This window comes from Blautia sp. MSK17_66 (assembly GCF_020538025.1).
Taxonomy (GTDB): domain Bacteria; phylum Bacillota; class Clostridia; order Lachnospirales; family Lachnospiraceae; genus Blautia_A.
The window spans coordinates 14,700-33,977 of sequence record NZ_JAJBNQ010000023.1; the positions used below are offsets into that span (position 1 = coordinate 14,700).

14 protein-coding genes are annotated in these 19,278 nt (G+C 40.7%); all 14 read left to right on the forward strand.

From position 1 onward, the window contains the following. Positions 1 to 7: 7 nt before the first annotated feature. The 14 genes from LIR34_RS12670 to LIR34_RS12735 all read left to right on the forward strand — a co-directional run bounded on the left by LIR34_RS12670 (position 8) and on the right by LIR34_RS12735 (position 19,263). Complete coding sequence (locus tag LIR34_RS12670) at positions 8 to 1,996, forward strand: hypothetical protein (protein WP_173901757.1); 1,989 nt, start codon at positions 8 to 10, stop codon at positions 1,994 to 1,996. Then, the gene (locus tag LIR34_RS12675) at positions 1,977 to 4,229 is read left to right on the forward strand and encodes a DUF2298 domain-containing protein (protein ID WP_173901758.1); all 2,253 of its coding nucleotides are present in this window, start codon (positions 1,977 to 1,979) and stop codon (positions 4,227 to 4,229) included. Before LIR34_RS12670 ends, LIR34_RS12675 begins: the two co-directional genes overlap by 20 nt. A 324-nt stretch (positions 4,230 to 4,553) precedes the next feature. Further along, positions 4,554 to 5,777, forward strand: a complete 1,224-nt coding sequence (locus LIR34_RS12680; RefSeq protein ID WP_173901759.1) for a zinc ribbon domain-containing protein — start codon at positions 4,554 to 4,556, stop codon at positions 5,775 to 5,777. A 286-nt stretch (positions 5,778 to 6,063) separates the two neighbouring features. Continuing rightward, the gene (locus LIR34_RS12685; protein ID WP_243149009.1) at positions 6,064 to 7,206 is read left to right on the forward strand and encodes a glycosyltransferase family 4 protein; all 1,143 of its coding nucleotides are present in this window, start codon (positions 6,064 to 6,066) and stop codon (positions 7,204 to 7,206) included. A 27-nt stretch (positions 7,207 to 7,233) separates the two neighbouring features. Further along, entirely contained in the window at positions 7,234 to 8,433 is a 1,200-nt protein-coding gene (locus LIR34_RS12690; RefSeq protein WP_173901760.1) for a glycosyltransferase, read from the forward strand. 9 nt (positions 8,434 to 8,442) lie between these two features. Next, a complete protein-coding gene (locus tag LIR34_RS12695) occupies positions 8,443 to 9,702 on the forward strand; it encodes a Coenzyme F420 hydrogenase/dehydrogenase, beta subunit C-terminal domain (RefSeq protein ID WP_173901761.1) in 1,260 nt (419 codons plus the stop codon). Between the two features lie 5 nt (positions 9,703 to 9,707). Beyond that, complete coding sequence (locus LIR34_RS12700) at positions 9,708 to 10,784, forward strand: polysaccharide pyruvyl transferase family protein (RefSeq protein WP_173901762.1); 1,077 nt, start codon at positions 9,708 to 9,710, stop codon at positions 10,782 to 10,784. 303 nt (positions 10,785 to 11,087) lie between these two features. After that, on the forward strand, positions 11,088 to 12,266 hold the full coding sequence (locus LIR34_RS12705) for a radical SAM protein (protein WP_097778591.1): 1,179 nt from the start codon (positions 11,088 to 11,090) through the stop codon (positions 12,264 to 12,266). Between the two features lie 12 nt (positions 12,267 to 12,278). Further along, complete coding sequence (locus tag LIR34_RS12710; RefSeq protein WP_173901763.1) at positions 12,279 to 13,433, forward strand: glycosyltransferase family 4 protein; 1,155 nt, start codon at positions 12,279 to 12,281, stop codon at positions 13,431 to 13,433. After that, a complete protein-coding gene (locus LIR34_RS12715) occupies positions 13,430 to 14,575 on the forward strand; it encodes a polysaccharide pyruvyl transferase family protein (protein WP_173901764.1) in 1,146 nt (381 codons plus the stop codon). Before LIR34_RS12710 ends, LIR34_RS12715 begins: the two co-directional genes overlap by 4 nt. Positions 14,576 to 14,630: 55 nt before the next feature. After that, positions 14,631 to 15,770, forward strand: a complete 1,140-nt coding sequence (locus LIR34_RS12720; protein WP_173901765.1) for a glycosyltransferase — start codon at positions 14,631 to 14,633, stop codon at positions 15,768 to 15,770. Positions 15,771 to 15,785: 15 nt separating this feature from the next. After that, positions 15,786 to 16,991 carry a Coenzyme F420 hydrogenase/dehydrogenase, beta subunit C-terminal domain gene (locus tag LIR34_RS12725; RefSeq protein ID WP_173901766.1) on the forward strand — a complete coding sequence of 402 codons (1,206 nt, stop codon included), beginning with the start codon at positions 15,786 to 15,788 and terminating at the stop codon, positions 16,989 to 16,991. A gap of 22 nt (positions 16,992 to 17,013) precedes the next feature. After that, positions 17,014 to 18,204, forward strand: a complete 1,191-nt coding sequence (locus tag LIR34_RS12730) for a glycosyltransferase (RefSeq protein WP_173901767.1) — start codon at positions 17,014 to 17,016, stop codon at positions 18,202 to 18,204. 15 nt (positions 18,205 to 18,219) lie between these two features. Beyond that, positions 18,220 to 19,263: a glycosyltransferase gene (locus LIR34_RS12735; RefSeq protein ID WP_173901768.1), complete on the forward strand. Its 1,044-nt coding sequence runs from the start codon at positions 18,220 to 18,222 to the stop codon at positions 19,261 to 19,263. Positions 19,264 to 19,278: the final 15 nt, after the last annotated feature.

Sequence of the window (19,278 nt, forward strand, 5' to 3'; positions counted from 1 at the left end):
TGTATTTATGTTAGGAATTATTTACTGTCTGCTGGCAGTACTGATCGGAAAAGAAGCAGCAGGGATGTTCTTTGCATCGGGAGACGTAAAGAACAATAAATTCTGGATACTGAGCTGTGGCGCATTCGGGATTGGAATTCTGATATTCGGATGGAGCACCTATATGATCTCCTGGGCAGCGAGTGCACTCGGAGCACAGAAACCGCTCTTTTACGGGAATGTGTTCGTGATGGCACTCTCACTTGTCTTTTTGATTTCTCTGTATACCATGAGGTATCGGAGAGACAATACCATATTGTCCGGATATGAGCGTGAACTGATCAGAGATAAGAAACAGTTTCGAGTGGAAGCAGTTTTCTTTGTGATCCTTGCCGTGTTTATCAGCTGGATCATGTTTTATGTATTTTACATAAAGGACGGTGTCCTTTATTCCGGCTATACCGTTTACGGAGATTACGCACCGCATACAGCGATGATCCGCTCCTTTTCACTGGGAAATAATTTCCCGACCCAGTATCCGCATTTTGGAGGGCAGGATGTAAAATATCATTTTATGTTCCAGTTCCTTGTAGGAAATCTCGAATTCCTCGGACTGCGGCTGGATCTGGCCTATAACCTGGTCAGCATCCTGGCACTGCTGGCATTTCTCATCATGCTTTACAATCTGGCACTACGTATTACCAGAAGCCTGACAGCCTCCGTATGTACGATCCTGTTTTTCTTTTTCAGAAGCGCACTGACATTTTTTCAGTTTGTGATCGAGCATCTTGTGGCAGGCGACCTGGCAGAAACCTTCAAAACCAATATGAGCTTTATTGGCTACACACCGAACGAAAACTGGGGACTCTGGAATTTCAATGTCTATCTGAATCAGAGACATCTGGCGTTCGGACTTCTGATCGTCGCCCTGGTGCTGTGGATGTTTTTGGACTGGATAGAGGCCGGATGTGCACATAGAGAAAAAGGCTGGCACTGGCTTATTGGCAGAGTGTTCAGCAGAGAAGCCTGGAAGAGCCGGAACCTGGAGAGCGCACTTTTTGCCGGAATGCTGCTGGGAATGACCTCTTTCTGGAATGGGGCAGCAGTTATCGGAGGCCTTCTGATCCTGTTTGGATTCGCGATATTTTCGGATGGAAAACTCGATTATCTGGTAACAGCGGCGGCAGCAGTTATATTTGCAGAGCTTCAGGCAAGACTGTTTATCTGGGGAAATGTCGTGAAGACCTCCTTTTACTGGGGATTCCTGGCAGAGAATAAGTCGCTGCCGGGGGTACTGTGGTATCTGCTCCAGATGAGCGGAATCTTCTTTCTCGGGGCACTGGTAATTCTGTACTTTCTGAGAGATCGAAGACAGCGGGTTATCCTCATAAGCTTTCTGTTCCCGCTGATTTTTGCATTCTGTATGTCCCTGACACCGGATATCGCAGTAAATCATAAATATATCATGATTTCCTATGCGTTTGTGGCAATGTTCTGGGGATGGGCAGTAGTTCAGCTCTTTGGCAGAGGTATCTGGCAGAAGGCGGCGGCAGTGCTGCTTGCAGTCTGTCTGACGATCACAGGAATCTATGATTTTGTGATCATTGTACGCGATAATGGACCCGGTCGAAGAGTCACCGTAAATATGAACAGTGCTCTGACGGAGTGGCTTGCAGACAACCTCACAAGCAAAGATCTGATCCTGACACCGGAGTACAGCATCAATGAGGTGACGATGGCAGGAGTCATGATGTACATGGGCTGGCCTTACTATGCATGGTCTGCCGGATATGATACCTATGGCCGGGCAGAGATTGCCAAAACGATCTACAGCTCAACCGATGAAAATACTGTGAAATCACTTGTAAAACAGGAAAAAATCACCTATATTTTATTCGAAGATGGAATGAAATTTGAAGAAACAGAATGCAGAGAAGATGTTATTGCAAAAGCATTCCATCTGGTGTACCAATCAGAGGATGGGAGAATAAGAATTTATGAAACCTCAAACAGTTAAAAAAACAATCATAAAAGTCATACCGGCAGTACTTCTTGTCGCGTTGTCTGCCTTTCTCCTTAAAGGAGATGTGTGGACATTCTGGACATGGTATCTCCTTGCCGCCGTGCTTGGATGCGTGGGTATGGCAGTTACAGGAAGACTTTTTCGAAGCTTTGAAGACAAAGGATGGATGTTTTCGAAGGTTGTTTCCATCACGATCACAGGCTTTCTGACCTGGTTTCTGGTATCTGTCAAGATTTTGAAATTTACGACAGCTGCCTGCGTGGGCATTGCACTGGTGTATGGAATCATCTGCATCCTTGCATACGAGAAACAGCGGAGAAATGGATACGAATGTCTTCCAATCGACAGACTGGATCTTGTTTATATAGAAGAAATCCTGTTTTTTGCGGCATTTCTTCTGTGGACCTATCTGGCAGGATTTCATCCGGCAGCTCATGGAACAGAGAAGTTTATGGACTATGGCTTTATGGAAGCAATGATGCGCAGCAAGACACTTCCGGCAACTGACCTCTGGTATTCTCAGGGCAAGATCAATTACTATTACGGCGGTCAGTACTTTGCAGTATTTCTGACAAAGCTTTCCGGCACACAGGTGGAGCTTACCTATAACCTGATGCGTACCTTTGTCGCAGGCTTTGCTTTTGTACTTCCGTTTTCCCTGGTGCGTCAGATGACAACAGACTTACAGGGCAGGAAAGTTACAGGCTGGAAGAAACAGCTTCCGACACTTGCAGGTTTCCTTGCAGGACTGGCGGTTTCCATTGCCGGAAATATGCATTATGTGGTCTATGCACAGATCCTCCCACTCATCCAGAAATTAAAGGGCGAGGAAGTGAGTGGATATTGGTTCCCGGATGCTACCCGTTATATCGGATTCAACCCGGATGTGCCGGACAAGACGATCCATGAATTTCCGTGCTACTCCTTCGTACTGGGAGACCTTCATGCACATGTGGTAAACATCATGTTTGTCCTTCTGCTTCTGGGACTTCTGTATGCCTGGACAAAGAAGGTGCGGAACACAACACCGTCTGTGGAGAAACTGGGACGTCGGAAATTCTGGATGAAACAGCTTCTGATGCCGCAGATCCTGGCGGCGACAATGCTCCTTGGAATGTTCCACTGGACAAACTACTGGGATTTTGTCATCTACTATGTCGTGACCGGCGGAACGGTATTGTTTATGAACATCATCTGCTTGAAAGGCGATATCAGACGGATTCTTGCAGTAACGATAGTACAGGCAATAGAAATCTTTGCCATTGCAACGGTGATCATCCTGCCGTTCACCCTGCAGTTCACAACCATGGTACAGGGTGTAAGACTGGCACAGAACCATTCTCTGCCACACCAGCTTCTGGTCCTGTGGGGACTTCCGACGATCCTGACACTTGTGTTTGTGATCTCGCTTATTATCGAGAAACTGAAAAAATTGGAGCACAAATCCCTCTACCGCCTGATGAAGGCAGTCCGCACACCGGATCTGTTTGCAGTAATCATGGGACTGTGCGCAATCGGTCTGGTTGCAATCCCGGAGCTGGTATATGTCCGCGATATCTATGAGAATGGAAATGCCCGTGCCAATACCATGTTCAAGCTGACCTATCAGGCTTATATCATGTTTGGAATGACGATGGCATATGTGATTTTCCGGCTGTTATTCATAAACTGCAAAAAAATCCTCAAGGCAGTCGGGGTGATCGGACTTGTACTTCTTCTGTGGACCTGTGGATACTTTGGACGAAGCGTGGATTCCTGGTTTGGACAGGTTCTGGATCCGTCCCAGTACAAAGGTCTGAATGCAACGGCATTTCTGGAAACAGATTTCGTGGAAGATGCCGGTGCGATCCGATGGCTGAAAGAAAACATTCAGGATTCCCCTGTGGTTCTGGAGGCAAACGGCGACAGCTACTCCAACTATGAACGAGTTTCCGCAATGACCGGACTTCCTACCGTGATGGGCTGGTATGTACACGAATGGCTGTGGAGAAATGATGTGGCTGATCTGAACGAGAAATCCGCCGAGATCGAAACCATTTATACCTCTACGGATACCCAGAAAGTCCAGGAACTGATCAAGAAATATGACATTTCCTATATCTTTGTAGGTTCCTGCGAAAGAGAAAAATACGGTGAAAACCTCAACAATGCAGGACTGGAGAGCCTTGGCGAAATTGTATACCAGGATCCGAATTATGAAACCTATATTGTAAAGATTAAGAAGTAAAATATAAAAGCAGGTGCTGTTTTTCTGTGACGAACAGAAAAAGGTACCTGCTTTTTGTAGAAAATAAAAGATAAATTCACACAAAAAAACTTCGTGAAGTATGTAATTTTGCGAAATAAAAACGAACTCTGAAAAAAGTTTTTGCTAAAAAATACAAAAAAAATTGGGCAGAATTGCCAAGAAGCGTATCAAAACGACTGACTTTAAGTCATTTCTGTACCTTTACACATGAATTTGTGTGTGTTAAAATAAGATGATCTTTGAAAAAAAGACAAAAACTTCGCAAAGTTACATACTTCACGAAAAATCAGCAGAGGTACCTGCATGGAAAAAACTTCCTGTTATTCAATCACAGTAAAGAAATTTAATGTTTTCTGCAGACATACAGACTGGCTCAGGCAGACGCAGGAACTTTATAACGAAATTTTAAGCTTTTATTATGAATTGTATCTGGATACGTTTATCGACAGTACTCCGGGAGCAATGGAAGCACTTCGTACACTGGAAAAGATGACGATCACGGGAAGAGATAAACAGCCTGTACCAAATCCCCTTCCATGGACAAAAGTTCCGCTTTATTTTCGCAGGGCAGCGATCAATGCCGCAATTGCAGCAGCCAGAAGCTACCGCACAAGAGAAGCACAGAACAGACGAACGCAGCAGTTTACAGAGTCCGTAACCTTCTATAAAGGAATGTACAGGGATTTCAACAATAAGGAAATCACCCTGAAGATCTGGAATGGAACAGCCTGGAAATGGACAAGGATTCGACTGTATGGGAATTCCATACCGGAAACAGGAGTTATGATGTCTCCGTCTCTGGTTCTTAAGAGAAATCAGACTGAGCTGCATATTCCATGGAAAACTCCGGTCGAAGACGGAAGAACCGCCAAAGAACGGATGAACGCAAAAGAAAAAATCTGTGCAGTAGTTTTTTGCAATCAGGATGCATGCACGGTCTGTTGCATTCTGGATTCGGAGGGAAACAGCGAAGGAACTCGCTTCATCAGAGGCGGTGCAGAATACAGCCACCGCTGTAAAACAGTTGAAGCAAAACTAAAAAAATCCCAGGAGTCCGGAGGTGCCGGAGATAATCCCCACGCCAATGCAAGGTACTGGGAAAAACTAAGAAATCTCAATGATTTTTATTCTCACAGCATAAGTAGACAAGTTATAGAATACTGCAAAAACAACAATGCCAAAATCATCGCCCTGCCGGAGTTTGACAGGGATTACAGCAAAATTATCATGACAAAGGCAGGAAATCATTCACCGATTCACCTAAGCACTGCGATTCGCGAGAAGATCAAATATAAAGCGTGGCAGGAAGGAATCGTGGTGGTCGAACTGCAGCAGCATGAGATCAGTTCCGTTTGCAGTATCTGTGGAGAAAAAATCAAAAACAAAGAAAACGAATTCTTCTGTCCAAATGGACACAGAGGAAACCGTTATCTGAATACAGCTCGAAATCTTGGAAAGAAATGTCTGAAAGGATTTGAGCAAAACAAAGAGAAGACAGCCTCAAAGACTCCAGGTTCCTGTGTGTAAAACAGAAAATCCGGAGATATTTGTCTGTATAAAACGTATGCAAAGAGCCCTTCCAGTTGGATGAGTTCTGCATATAGAGTGTGTGAGAAATCACAGAAAAAGTGATATCTACAGGATATTGCTTTCGGGCAGAACACCGCCCACCGGAGTCCACGGGGAATCCGGGAAGTCCGCCGTCTGTCAGATGGTGAAAGTGTTCGAAGTTATATATAAAAAAGACTTGAAACAACAATGAGGAGAAAATCCTGCTGTTAATCAAAGAAACACAGGAAAATTACCAGAAGATATGAAGAAGAAACATAGCAGAGAAAATTTACGGATTGCTATGCTGGGACATAAAAGAATCCCATCTAGAGAAGGCGGGATTGAAATTGTTGTGGAAGAGTTGGCAACCAGAATGGCGAAGAAATCCCATTCTGTAACCTGTTATAACCGAAAAGGACACAACGTAGCCGGAAGCGAATTCGACGGTACAAAACTTAAGACATACAAAGGCGTCACTTTACAGGAAGTCTTTACAATAGATAAACGCGGGCTTGCTGCCATGACAGCATCCGTATCCGCAAGCCTTCGGGCAGCTCTTGGAAACTATGATGTTGTACATATCCATGCAGAAGGCCCGGCCTTTATGTGCTGGCTCCCGAAACTGTTTGGAAAGAAAGTGATCGTCACCGTGCATGGTCTCGATCATCAGAGAGCCAAGTGGGGAAAATTTGCAAGCTGGTACATCAGAAGCGGAGAAAAAAATGCTGTCCGCTTTGCCGATGAGATCATCGTACTCAGCAAAGGCGTTCAGGATTATTTCCAAAATACATATGGAAGGACCACCCGGTTTATTCCAAACGGTGTAAATAAAGCAAAACCACGGAAAGCCCGTCAGATCACCGAGAAATGGGGACTCACCAAGGACAGTTACATTCTTTACTTAGGAAGAATCGTCCCGGAAAAAGGTGAGCGCTATTTAATAGAAGCATTTAAACAGACGAAGACAGATAAGAAACTCGTCATCGCCGGAGGAAGCTCCGACACACAGGCATTTATGGATGAACTGAAGAGCCTGGCAAAAGACGATGACAGGATTATTTTTACCGGCTTTGTTCAGGGAGAGATATTGGAAGAGCTATACAGCAATCCATATATCTACACACTTCCGTCCGACCTTGAAGGCATGCCGTTAAGTCTCCTGGAAGCAATGAGTTACGGAAACTGCTGCCTGACATCCGACATACCGGAATGCGCAGAGGTGGTAGAAGACAAGGCACTGCTGTTCAGAAAATCGGATGTCAGTGATCTGAAAGCAAAATTACAGAACGCCTGTGACCATCCGGAAATGGTAGAAACCTATAAAGCACAGGCCGAGGAATTTATCTGCAGAAAATATAACTGGGACGATGTGGTAGAAAAGACATTGAAACTGTATCAGAGATGAGGAAGTGGCTGAAGGAATGAGAGAAGAATGAAGATTTTGATGATAAATAAGTTCCTGTATCCGAATGGCGGATCAGAAACCTACATATTTAAATTAGGCGAACATCTGGAAAAAACAGGGCATAAGGTACAGTACTTCGGTATGGAACACGAAGGCCGATGCGTTGGCAACCATGTTAATGCTTACACAAGTGACATGGACTTCCACGGAGGAAGTAAATTAAGCAAGCTGACTTACCCGATTAAGACAATCTACAGCAAAGAAGCAAGAGTACAGCTGAGAAAAGTGCTGGACGACTTCCAGCCGGATGTCTGTCACCTGAATAATTTTAACTATCAATTGACTCCATCCATGATTCTGGAAATCATGAAGTGGTGCAAAAAGACAAGGCATAAGTGCAAAATTGTCTTTACAGCACATGATTACCAGCTAGTCTGCCCGAACCATATGCTTAACAACCCGAATACTCATAAGAACTGTGAGAAGTGCCTCGGCGGTCATTTCATGAACTGCGTAAAAGGCAAGTGCATCCATGGTTCTACTGCGAAATCAGCCATTGGCATGATGGAGGCCGAGTTCTGGAAGTGGAAGGGTACATATAAGTACATTGATACGATGATCTGCTGTTCCGAGTTCATGAAGAGCAAGATGGACAGCAATCCTCTGTTTGCGACCAAGACCGTGGCAATGCACAACTTTATCGACAAGGTGGAGTGGAAGGAAACGGAGAAAAAGGACTACGTCCTTTACTTCGGCCGCTTCTCTGAGGAGAAGGGCATTGGCACACTCATCAAGGTCTGTAAGGAGCTGCCGGATGTGCAGTTCATCTTCGCTGGTACTGGCCCGCTGGAAGAGACAGTAAATGGTATTAAGAACATCAAGAACGTTGGTTTCCAGAAAGGCGAAGCACTGGAAAAGCTTATCCGTGAGGCACGGTTCTCCATTTACCCGTCTGAGTGGTATGAGAACTGCCCGTTCTCCGTAATGGAATCCCAGATGTACGGCACGCCGGTGCTGGGAGCTGAGATAGGTGGCATCCCGGAACTGATTCAGGTCGGCAAGACTGGCGAGCTGTTTGAGAGCGGTAACGGGAAAGATTTGAAAGAAAAGATAGAAAAGCTCTGGGGTGATAAGAAGCTGTGTGCGGAGTACAGTGCGAACTGCAAGGACATCAGCTTCGATACCATTGATGAGTATTACGAGAAAATTATGAAGGTTTATAGGTAGGAGAAAAAAGTGAAAGGCACTATTTGTTGTGAGGAAAAGTGTACGGCGTGTATGGCCTGTGCAAATGCATGTCCTAAAAACGCTATTGGTATTGGCGTAAATAAATATGGATATGAAAAAGTAGTCATTAACGATGACAAATGTGTCGATTGTGGCTTATGTACCAAAGTGTGTGCTAGGAGAATGCAAATAGAACGGCACAGTCCAATCAAATGCTATGCAGGGCAATCAAGGGATGCTGAAAAACTGAAACGTTCAGCTTCAGGAGCAGCATTTCAAATGTTGGCAGAAATTGTTCTTGAAACAGGTGGAGTTTGCTATGGTTGTGCTGGAAAAATGATAAATGGCGAATATAGTGCGTATCATGTTCGGGTGACAAATGTAGATGAACTTCAATCTATCCTGAATTCAAAATATATTCTTAGCCATATAGGAACAACATATCAGCAAATCAAAGAGGACTTAAAAAATGGAAAATTGGTTCTCTTTGGCGGAACTCCTTGCCAGGCACTAGGACTGAAGTCCTTTTTGAACAATGAGTATGAAAATCTGATTGTTGTGGATGTAATATGCCATGGAGTGACATCTAAAACAATATTCAATGATTATTTAAGAGAAGTTGAAAAAGAACAAAATATTGTAATAACAGATTATATATTCAGAGATAAAAAAGCTGGATGGGGAAGCAATTTCTGTTATTCCTACTATGACAATGGCGATAAGAATAAAATCAAAATCAAGCGTTTTCCAAAAGAAGGAGCCTCACATGAAATACACTATTTGAGAGGAGATATTTCGCGTGAGAATTGCTTCAGCTGTGAAATGTCAAATACTAACAGAGTGAGCGATTTTACATTCGGCGATTACTGGGCTATAGAAATAGAACATCCGGAATTCATAGTAAGAAATGACCCAGCACTTTCAATCCGAAAAGGCATTAACTGCATGATGGTTAATACTGAGAAGGGAATGCAGTATTTGTCTAAATTGCAGGAAAAGATGGTTATGTATGAAGTAGATCTGGCTTCTATAACACGACATAACTCGAATCTTTTAAAGCCATCAAAACGTGGTAAAGCGCGTGATGCTGTATTAGAAAACTACTATATGGAGGGATACAAAAAAATAGAAGAAAACTATAACGATACAGTTGGAAAGAAAAAAACGGTCTATGCGGCGAAGAATATGATTAAGACGCATATTCCAGATAAGCTGAGAGTTCAGATTTATCGAATGAAATTTTTAAGAAAACTGTTATCGGGAGAGTGATCAAAATGAAAATATCAATTAATTCCACATATAGTTATATTCGGACAAATATCAATTACGGATCAACCCTACAGTGTTATGCATTACAGAAGTATTTGAAAAAAAGGGGGCATGATCCAGAACATTTAAGGGACTATCGTGCCAATCCGGTTTTGATTCTGAAAAGGCTGAAAAACATTAAATGGTTTAAGCCTTTCTGTGCCAAGGCAGTTGCACAGTTTGAAATGGGACGATTTATTAAGGACAATATTGCTGTATCCACGAAGGGGTATATTTCAGAAAAGGCAATGTATAAAAATTGTCCGAAGGCAGACTGCTTTATTGCGGGGAGTGATCAAATCTGGAGAAATCCAACGGGAAGTAGATTCTTGAATTATGCTCCAGATGAGGCAATCAAACTTTCATACGCTGCAAGCTTTGGCAGACCCTCTTTACCAAAAGAAATAGCTGAAAAAATCAAGCCGTGGCTGAACAGATTCGATGGTATTAGTGTGCGAGAAAAGACCGCAGTTAATATGGTCGAGTCAATCGTGGATAAAGAGGTAGTTCAAGTTCTTGATCCAACGCTCTTGCTGGATATGGGTGAATATCCATATGCAAACATTGAAGAAAAAAATTATTGCTATTGTTATTTCTTAAATCTTGGAGACAAAAAGAATGTTTCATTTGATGAAATAAAGAGATATGCAGCGGATGAAAATATGAAGTTAATAGTAACTTCTCCGTCTAATTACACATTGTTTTTGAATGAAAATCCGATTTTTCCAACTGTTGAGAAATGGCTTGGCCTTTATAAAAATGCTAACTGTATCTTTACCAATACATATCATGGAATGCTGTTTTGTATCATTTTTAAAAAGCAATTTTTGTTCTTTGTGCAGAAGGGATCGGGTGCTGCTGAAAATGATCGATTCTATTCATTGATGTCGATGTTGCACTTGGAAGATCGGATGGTCACATCGGGGGATGCCGCGTGTATTTCTGAAAAGATGAAGAGCCCCATTGACTACGAAAAAGTATATAGTGTAATTCGATCGGAACGGTTACGGACGGATGCTTTTTTTGAAAAATATGGAATGTAGTATAAAAAACTGTGAGAATAAAAGACGCATATGAGTGAATCATTGAAATGAAAACATGTGATATTACTGGTAATGCTTGGATACATGTCGTTTAAAACGAAAAAGATGAATTAGGAGGATTTGTGTTTGAACGGTTGATACCATCTTTCACAAACCTCGTTTTCTTTTTTATGCGGAGTATACATATTTACAGTTGTTATGGTTATCTACACTGTCTGATTCTATTACTAACATGTGCTGAGAGGTCCTTAAATAAAATCTGAACATTCATAAAAGAGAGAGTAAATAATAGGAGAGTTAATTATGTCTGAAGAAAAGAAGTTAAATGGTACGGTCATCGTTACTTACCGCTGCAACGCCCGTTGCTCCATGTGCAACCGTTATAAAGCGCCTTCCAAGCCGGAGGAGGAAATCAGCATTGAGACCATCAAGAAGCTGCCGAAGATGTATTTTACCAACATTACCGGTGGTGAGCCGTTCATCCGCACCGACCTGAAGGATATTGTGCGCGAACTGTATAAGAAGTCTGACCGTATCGTTATTTCGACCAACGGTTTCTTCACAGATCGTATCGTTGATCTGTGTAAGGAGTTTCCTCAAATCGGTATTCGTATTTCTATCGAAGGTCTTGAGCAGACCAATAACGAAATTCGTGGTCTGCAGAACGGCTACCAGCGTGGCTACGGCACACTGAAGAAGCTGCGTGAGATGGGTATGAAGGACGTTGGTTTCGGTATGACTGTTCAGGACAAGAACGCACCTGACTTGGTTCCTCTGTACAAGATTTCTGACGAGATGGGCATGGAGTTCGCAACAGCATCTCTGCATAACAGCTTCTACTTCGTTGAGGCCAAGAATATCATTCATGACCGTCCGATGGTCGCAAAGAACTTCGAGAATCTGGTCAATGAACTGCTCCGCAGCAATAGCCCGAAGAAGTGGTTCCGTGCATACTTTAACCACGGCCTGATCAACTACATTTACGGCCAGAAGCGTCTGCTGCCTTGCGACATGAGCTTCGATACCTTCTTCATCGATCCGTATGGTGATGTCATGCCTTGCAATGGTACCAAGGATAAAGAGGTTATGGGCAACCTGAACAATCAGACTTGGGATGAGCTGTGGAATAGCCCGGAGGCTGAGAAAGTTCGTGCAAAGGTTCGTTGCTGCGACCGTGACTGCTGGATGATTGGTAGTGTAAGTCCTGCTATGCACAAGTACATTTGGAAGCCTGCTACCTGGGTTCTGGTTCATAAGTTCAAAGCTCTGTTCACCAAACATCCGTACAGCATGTATGAACTGAAGATTTGCCGCGACTACCGTGATGGCAAAGTCACTAAAGAGGATCTGGACAAGTGCAGCACCTGCGATATGAACTGTGTGATCAACAACGGTCTGAGTGAAGCATCCAAGGAGCAGCTGAAGCACAAGACTGGCGAGGAAATTGTGGATGCTGATATCGCACAGCAGATGGAAAAGTAAAAGGAGAGAGAGATGAAACGAGCACTAATAGTAGCGGCAACAGGTGGATTTCTAAACGGATTTTTGATTCCGGATATGAAGCTGTTGCAAGAAATGGGATATGAAGTACATTGTGCAGCAAACGGAAATTCAGTTTCTACTTTTGTACCTAAAGAGCGATTTGCATCTATTGGAGTTACATTTCATCAGATCGATTTTTCATCAACATCTCCAGTAAGCAAAGAAAGTCTTACAGCATATAAACAGTATAAAGAATTACTGAATAGATATCATTTTGATTTTGTTCATGTCCACACGCCTATTCCGGGAGCAATTGTTAGAATTGCTACAAGACGCAAGAGAAAAGAAGGATGTGTAGTAGTTTATACTACGCATGGATTAACTTTTCCGAAGGGGTCTTCATTAAAGACAAAAATCGTCTATGGCGGTGTAGAGTGGTTTTGTTCATGGATGACGGATGGGATTATAACAATTAATAAAGAAGATTATACTCAAATGAAAAAGATGGCATGTAAAAATGTCTATCATATCAATGGCGTTGGAGTAGATACGTCAAGATACCATGAATGTCAAATAGACAGAGATAGGTATCGAGAGTCACTGGGGCTTTCAGAAAGTGATATCGCAATTCTGGAAGTTGGGGAATTGTCTACTCGAAAAAACCATAAAGTTATCATTGAAGCCTTGTCAAAAATTAATGACAAACACTATGTATTTTTGATTTGTGGGAAGGCTATGAGTAATTCGGGAACATATGATTTTCTGAAAAAATATGCAGAAGAAAAAAATGTGAGAGTAATCTTCTTGGGATTCAGAAAAGATATTCCAGAAATAAATAGATGTGCAGACATCGCAGTTCTTCCGTCATTGCGTGAAGGCCTTGGAGTAGCTGGAATTGAGGCTTTGGCATCTGGAGTGCCTGTGGTTGGGAGCAACGTACAGGGAATTAAAGACTACGTTATAGATGGCCAAACTGGATACCTGTGCTCTCCTAGGGATGCGGATGCCTTTGCAGATAAAATCCAGTTACTTAGTGATAAAGAAGCAAGGTTTTCGATGCGGAAGGCATGCGTAGAAAAAGCAGAAGAATTTAGACTGGATATTTCTCATCAGCAGATGAAAAACATCTATAAGAATTTGCTGCGTGAACAGGAGAGAGTTAAATGATAGGTGTGTGTATTAAGTATTTTCATGAGAATTATGGTGGAATGCTACAAGCATTCGCAACAGTTAAAATGCTTGAATCTCGTGGAATTGATTATGAATTAATAAGATATAAGAAGAAACTTACAATAACAGAAAAGATAAGATCTGTTCCACGGTTATTGAATGGAGTACTTTTGAATGATAAATATGAAGCTTTTTTGAAAAAGCGGGGAATGAAAAAACATCCGGAATTTGCAAAGAATGATGCAGTTCGGATGAAGGCCTTTGAACAATTTAAGAATAAAGCTTTTACAAAATTATCTCCGGAGTTTTGTGGATATAAAGGTCTGTGTGAAGGGGCAAAACGATATGATGCAGTTGTAACCGGAAGTGATCAGCTTTGGTCACCAGCGGGATTGCCTACAAATTTTTATAATTTGATGTTTGTTCCTAATCATATTAGGAAAATCTCGTATGCTTCAAGTTTTGGTGTTGGTCAAATTCCATGGTATCAGAAAAAAAGAACAGCAGATTTTCTAAAACGGTTAGACTATATCAGCATGAGAGAAAACCGTGGAAGTGAAATAGTAAAAGAACTAACAGGATTGGATGCCCCGGTGATTTTGGACCCTGTTTTTAACTTTGATAAAGAGCAGTGGGAAAAGCTGATTCCAATAAAAAAGGAAATGGATGAGCCATATATTTTTGCGTATTTTTTGGGTGCGAATCCAGAATACAGAAAACAGGTTCGGAAATTAGCGGAATCAACAGGCCTTAAAATAGTGGCTTTGCGTCATATGGATCAGTATGTTGAGGATGATGAGAGCTTTGGTGATTATGCGCCGTACGATGTTGCACCGGATCGCTTTCTGAATTTGTTACGTGGTGCAGAGTACGTCTGTACGGATTCCTTTCACGGAACGTGTTTCTCTATCATCAATGAAAAGAAATTTATGATTTTTAATCGTTATGCAAACACAAGTGCAACATCGAAAAACTCCAGAATAGATTCTCTCTGTCAAAATCTTGGTGTTAGTGATAGAAGATTTTCAGGAGATATTTCAACTATTCAGAAAATTATTGATTACGAAAAAGTTTATTGTAAATTGGCGAAATTGAAACAAAAAACAGATCAGTATATTAATGCAGCATTCATGGGCTGAGTATAATTGAATAAATGCTGCCATAAAACAGAGGAAAATTGCGGGAGGATAAATCGTGAACCAAGCAAAACATATTTTAGTTACAGCTCCTTTGGGGGTTGGTGGCATTACATCAATGATGATCAACATTCAAAAAAATATAGATAGAGAAAAAATTAATTTTGATTATCTTGTTTTACATGATCGACATGAGGATTTGGAAGATGTCGTTATCAAAATGGGGTCTCAAAAATTAATTGCATCTGCGGATGAGATAAGCAATAAATGGCATAGAGGTTTTGTTCGATGGTATAGATTATACCGGGTTTTTAAAGACAATGACATAAAGGTATTACATTTAAATGGTGGTCCCGCTTCGGATATGACAACGGTCTTTATTGCAAAATTGGCGGGAGTAAAGCATGTTACATTTCATAGTCATAATGCAGGAAACGCTGTATATCGAAATAAAATCTCAGTGGTGATGTCAAAAATATTTAAACTATTTATGCCCGTTTTTGTTGATGAATTTTGGGCGTGTTCATCGTTGGCAGCACAGTTTTCATTCCCGAAGAGTATTGTAAAAAATCAGAAGTATAAGTTTATTCCTAATGGTATAGCACTGGAAAAATTCTCTTATAATGTATCTCTCAGGAAAGAAATGAGAAAGAAATTAGGTGTGGAAGACAAATTTGTAGTTGGACATGCCGGGAGATTTAATATACAGAAGAATCATGAGTATTTAATAGAAATGTTTTCTGCACTTCATAGTAAATGCCCGGATGCAGTTCTATTGCTCTTTGGAGATGGCGAATTGTATAAGAAAATTCAGGACAAAGTTAAAAAAATGAATCTAGAAGACAGTGTCCGGTTTATGGGGACAACGGATGAAATGCCTAAAATGTATCAAGCAATCGACGTTTTTGTAATGCCATCATTCTGTGAAGGGCTGCCAGTGGCTGGTGTCGAAGCACAAGCTTCAGGATTGCCTGTAATTCTTGCTGATACAATTACAAAGGAAGTTGGTGTCACAAACTGTGTAAAATACCTTCCTCTTTCAGATGATAAGGCGGAATGGGTTCGGGAAATCCTGAATTTCCGCGGATTTAAAAGATATTCTCGCTGTGAAGAATTAAAGCGGGCAGGATTTGACGAAAAAGATGTTGCAAGAAACTTTCAAAACTACTATTTAAAGGTATTGGAAAATTTGAAATAAGGGAGATGAGGACAGGTGATTACAATTAAAGATAAAAAAGATTGTTGTGGTTGTACGGCTTGCTATAACGCATGTCCTAAAAAAGCAATTGCAATGCAAGCAGATCAAGAAGGCTTTCTATATCCTGTGATTGATCAGAAAAAATGTGTGGATTGCGGAATATGTGATGCAACTTGTCCTATTATTAATAAAGTAGAAAAGAATCCCGAACAGACGAAAGGATTTATTCTGAGAATCAAAAACAATAATGTCCTTTTTGAAAGTACATCCGGGGGTGGGTTCACAGCTCTGGCAGAATATGTGCTGCATAATGGCGGCGTAGTTTATGGAACAGGCTACGATGAAATGATGAATGTCATTTGTAAAAGAGCAACAACGACTGCGCAGCTTCAGGAAATGAGAGGGTCAAAGTTTGTTCAATCTACACTTGGAAATACGTTTGAAAGAATAAAGAAAGAATTGCTAGATGGAGTGTATGTGATGTTCACAGGATCTCCATGTCAAATTGCCGGACTTTTGCATTACTTAAAGAAAAAACCTGAGAACCTATTATGTGTAGATTTTGTCTGTCGTGGTGTTCCTTCACCAGGATTGTGGAGAAACTATGTGAATTTTATGGAAGAAAAATTCAACAGCAAAATGGTAGGAGCACGGTTCAAACATAAAACGTATGGATATCATACGACAACGATGAAAATTGATTTTGATAATGGAAAGACCTACTATGGCTCAGGGCGAGTGGATCCTTACATGAAGTCCTTTGTCAGTGAATTGGCTTCGAGACCATCGTGTGCGTATTGTGCATTTAAAGGATTGGAACGTCCGAGCGATATCACAATTTTTGATTGCTATGAATACGCAAAATTGACCGGAAGGGAAGACGATGATAAGGGATACTCTTCAATTTTTGTGCATTCTGAAAAAGGTAAGAAAGTTATGGAAGGGATTGCATCAGAAGTTGAATGTTTTTCTATAGATACAGAAGAACTGGTTCAATATAATGGAATCATGGTTAGAAACAGTGCAAAAGCAAATGAAAAGCGGGATGAGTTTTATTGCTTAGCAGCAGAAATGCCAATTAATAAAGCACTTAATCAGGTTGCACCAATTACGATCAAAGATTATGCAATTGAGAAAGCAAAGAAATTTTTGTATTCGACTGGTACAATAAAATATATCAGGAAACTTAAGAAAAAGCACACGATAGCGGTAACAAAATGACATAAGTAGATAGGAGAAAAAAATGAAAGATGTATTGATTGTTTGTTATGGAATGGGATGTGGAGGTGCGGAAAAGAGCCTTATCTCTTTTTTGAATCGGTTACCAAAAGATAGATGGAATGTCGATTTAATCGTCGCAAATCCTAACGGAATGTACATGAAGCAGATTCCTAGCACAGTTCATTTTTTAAACAATCAGTACGAACTGGAAAACTTTGCCACGCCTATGAGTTTGCGTAGAAAGAAAGTGTGTAATGGCAGAGACTTGATAAATCAAGCAAGTTGGCAAATAAAATCAAGATTTTTATGCAAAAATCTAAGTTGGAACGAGAAAAGATGGGAATTATGGGGAAAGCATCTGCCAAAGCTCAAAAAAAGATATGACTTGGCAATTTCTTACATGAATGGTCCGACAAACTATTATGTGATTGATAAGGTTACGGCTAAAAAGAAGATTCTTTGGATTCATAATGAATTTGAAAAGTTGGATGTAGACTATGACTATGAGCGAAATTATTATGAAAAAGCGGATCGAGTTGTAACCATATCTCAGGATTGCGTTGATAGTTTTGCCAGAGTTTATCCGGATCTTAGAAAAAAGGCTCTTGTGCTTGAAAATATCTCTTCACCAGAAATAATTCGGAATGCTGCAAAGTTGGTCCCGGAGGATGACTTTTTCCAGTATGAGGGATTAAAGATTGTATCTATTGGAAGACTAGCTCCACAAAAAGGATATGAAATTGCAATTGATGCAGCCGCAAAAGTAAAGAAGCGAGGAATAGAGTTTGTTTGGTATATACTGGGGGAAGGAGAACTAAGAGCGGAATTAGAAAGACTAATCAAGACAAATGAACTTGTAAAAGAGGTAAAACTTGTCGGTATAAAGGAAAATCCCTATCCATATATTGCTGGTTGCGATATTTTCGCACAGACATCCCGATACGAAGGAAAGTCAATTGCATTGGATGAAGCAAAAATACTCAATAAGCCTATTTTAGTAACAAATTATGCAACGGTTGGGGCTTCAATAAATAATGGAGAAAACGGACTAATTGTATCGATGAATGGAGAAAGTGTTGCAGAGGGCCTAATGCAACTTAGCGAAAATCAGCAATTAAGAAATCAGCTTGTTGAGAATTTGAAAAAAGAAAGAACAGGAAATGAAGAAGAAATTAATAAATATATTCAGCTGATTGAAGAAAATTTAAATTAAAGGGGGAAAGATATAATGACACCATTTTTCTCAGTTATTTTGCCTTCTTATAATGTTGAAAAATATCTCGATAGATGTGTTAAATCCTTTCTGGCACAAAGTTTCACAGATTACGAAATAATTATTGTGGATGATGGCTCTACAGATCGTACTAGTGAAATAGCGGATTTTTATGTTGGAAAATACGATTTTATAAAGTGTATTCATAAAGAGAATGGTGGATTATCCAGTGCAAGAAACGCAGGAATAGCAGAAGCAAAAGGTCAGTTTATTCATATGTGTGATGCTGACGACTGGGTTACACCTACGTTTCTTGAAGTAATAGCGACGAAAGCAATTGGCGATATTGGGGTAGCGTCTCAAGTACCAGATATTGTTAAGTTTAACTATTATCGTCATGTGGATGGAAAAACAACATTATGTAAGAATATTCTTCAGGAGGGTTCCTACGATTCCGTTGAGGATATTGATTCATTAATGAAAGAGGCACTTAAATCGGTAAATTCATATGTGCTTTCAGCCTGGTCACACATTTATAGAAGAGATTTTCTAATAGAGAATAATTTAACTTTTGTTTCTGAACGTAAAGTGGGAAGTGAAGACTTTTTATTTAATCTGGAAGCACTTTGTTTTGCAAAGAAAGTGTATGCTGTAAATGACGCTTGCTATTATTATGATTTGCGATTTGGAAGTCTTACCCAAAAGTATCGTGAATCGCTTCCAAAGCAATATGTGAGCTTATATAGATCATTTATGATATTTATTGAGAACAGTCATGTAAGGAATAAACACATAGATGAGTTTCAAAATATGTTTTTATGGCAGTTGATTTTTGGTACATGCTTTCCTAATGAATACAGGAAGACAGAAAATCACTCGGTAGCAGATGGAAGAGTAAGGGTAAAAGAAATTTGTGGTATGAACGAAGTTCAAACCATTGCAAGAAAGCAGTTGAAAACTGCTAAGAAACCAAAAAGGATTTTATATTTATTAGCATTTATTTTTAAGCAGGAATGGATTTTTTTCCGGATATTTGTTGGAAAGAAAAAGAACAGTTGAACATATAATAGTAGG

What these genes read in the sequence shown, in the direction of transcription:
- LIR34_RS12690 (WP_173901760.1), top strand. Translation starts at nt 7,234, where the DNA reads ATGAAGATTTTGATGATAAATAAGTTCCTGTATCCGAATGGCGGATCA.
- LIR34_RS12700 (WP_173901762.1), top strand. Translation starts at nt 9,708, where the DNA reads ATGAAAATATCAATTAATTCCACATATAGTTATATTCGGACAAATATC.
- LIR34_RS12735 (WP_173901768.1), top strand. Translation starts at nt 18,220, where the DNA reads ATGACACCATTTTTCTCAGTTATTTTGCCTTCTTATAATGTTGAAAAA.
- LIR34_RS12705 (WP_097778591.1), top strand. Translation starts at nt 11,088, where the DNA reads ATGTCTGAAGAAAAGAAGTTAAATGGTACGGTCATCGTTACTTACCGC.
- LIR34_RS12675 (WP_173901758.1), top strand. Translation starts at nt 1,977, where the DNA reads ATGAAACCTCAAACAGTTAAAAAAACAATCATAAAAGTCATACCGGCA.
- LIR34_RS12730 (WP_173901767.1), top strand. Translation starts at nt 17,014, where the DNA reads ATGAAAGATGTATTGATTGTTTGTTATGGAATGGGATGTGGAGGTGCG.
- LIR34_RS12680 (WP_173901759.1), top strand. Translation starts at nt 4,554, where the DNA reads ATGGAAAAAACTTCCTGTTATTCAATCACAGTAAAGAAATTTAATGTT.
- LIR34_RS12670 (WP_173901757.1), top strand. Translation starts at nt 8, where the DNA reads ATGTTAGGAATTATTTACTGTCTGCTGGCAGTACTGATCGGAAAAGAA.
- LIR34_RS12710 (WP_173901763.1), top strand. Translation starts at nt 12,279, where the DNA reads ATGAAACGAGCACTAATAGTAGCGGCAACAGGTGGATTTCTAAACGGA.
- LIR34_RS12715 (WP_173901764.1), top strand. Translation starts at nt 13,430, where the DNA reads ATGATAGGTGTGTGTATTAAGTATTTTCATGAGAATTATGGTGGAATG.
- LIR34_RS12685 (WP_243149009.1), top strand. Translation starts at nt 6,064, where the DNA reads ATGAAGAAGAAACATAGCAGAGAAAATTTACGGATTGCTATGCTGGGA.